Annotated in this window: 1 protein-coding gene; it reads right to left on the reverse strand. The window is 44.4% G+C overall.

All coding sequences use genetic code 11. The features are described from left to right. Nucleotides 1–418: hypothetical protein (locus ABN256_RS19110; RefSeq protein WP_349439938.1), on the reverse strand; the 418-nt coding region annotated here is incomplete at its 3' end. Between the last annotated feature and the right edge of the window lie 545 nt (nucleotides 419–963).

Consider the following 963-nt stretch of genomic DNA (forward strand, 5'->3'; position numbering starts at 1 on the left):
GTTTTAGCATCGAAATATCACCTAATAACCGTTGATTTTTACCTGTGAAAAAGATGATCGGACTGACATTTGCATTATCAATACTTCGGCTTAACTGAATTCCCATCACCTGATAATCATCATCGTTTGTGCAATGGTATAACGCTAAAACAAGCTGACATTGTTCGGGAGTTCCGCACTCTATTGCCCAGCGGATCAACTCCGAAAAGGTCAATCCGTTCGGTTTCCAGTGTTTTTTATGCCGTGACGCTAACGCCTTAAATTTTTCACGCCCTCGATTGTATTTTTCTGCCCCGATCACCGGATCTTCACAACGAACCCCTTGAACCGGTCGCTTATCAAATGACAATTCCCATAAATTTAATTCTTCGATGTATTCGTAATCTTCTGGCGATGCCAAACGAAATAATTGAGACATAGAGACACCCTCCGATCATGTGTGAACGGAGACAGTATAAGGCTTTCGAGAAATTCCGCTTCCTCGACGTGAAACAAGTTCACGCCTTGCGGCGAGCGTTGCGAATTGAATTTATGAGGTTTACCAAGCTCCAGATGTAACAAAGCCCCGTGACAGCATCACAGGGCTCTGGTACTCTAAATCTTGTGCATTCGTTGCTCAGATTAGACGTCGCAATCCAATCTTAGCAACGTGAGAGGCGCTTGTCACGTTCTCATTAAATACCAGCCAACGACATTAACCCAAATGCACCACTTGATTGACTCGGACTTAGCCCGGTCTCCGAAAGGATAAACAGGCAAATTGTGGTAGTAAAACGTACCGGAAAACGAAATTCCGGCTCTACCTCCGAATCACGCTGCGGTATCGAAAGATTACAGTGCGTACCTGATAAGAGCACCAATCAACGGACTAGGGATTTCTTGGATTGCGAAGTGTCGAAAGAAGCCCAAACTAACCAGACTTAGCTAAATTAAAGAGCTAAGAAGCCATGGCCCAATAACCGA

The organism is Proteus sp. fly-1008 (assembly GCF_040140305.1).
Taxonomy (GTDB): Bacteria; Pseudomonadota; Gammaproteobacteria; order Enterobacterales; family Enterobacteriaceae; genus Proteus; species Proteus vulgaris_B.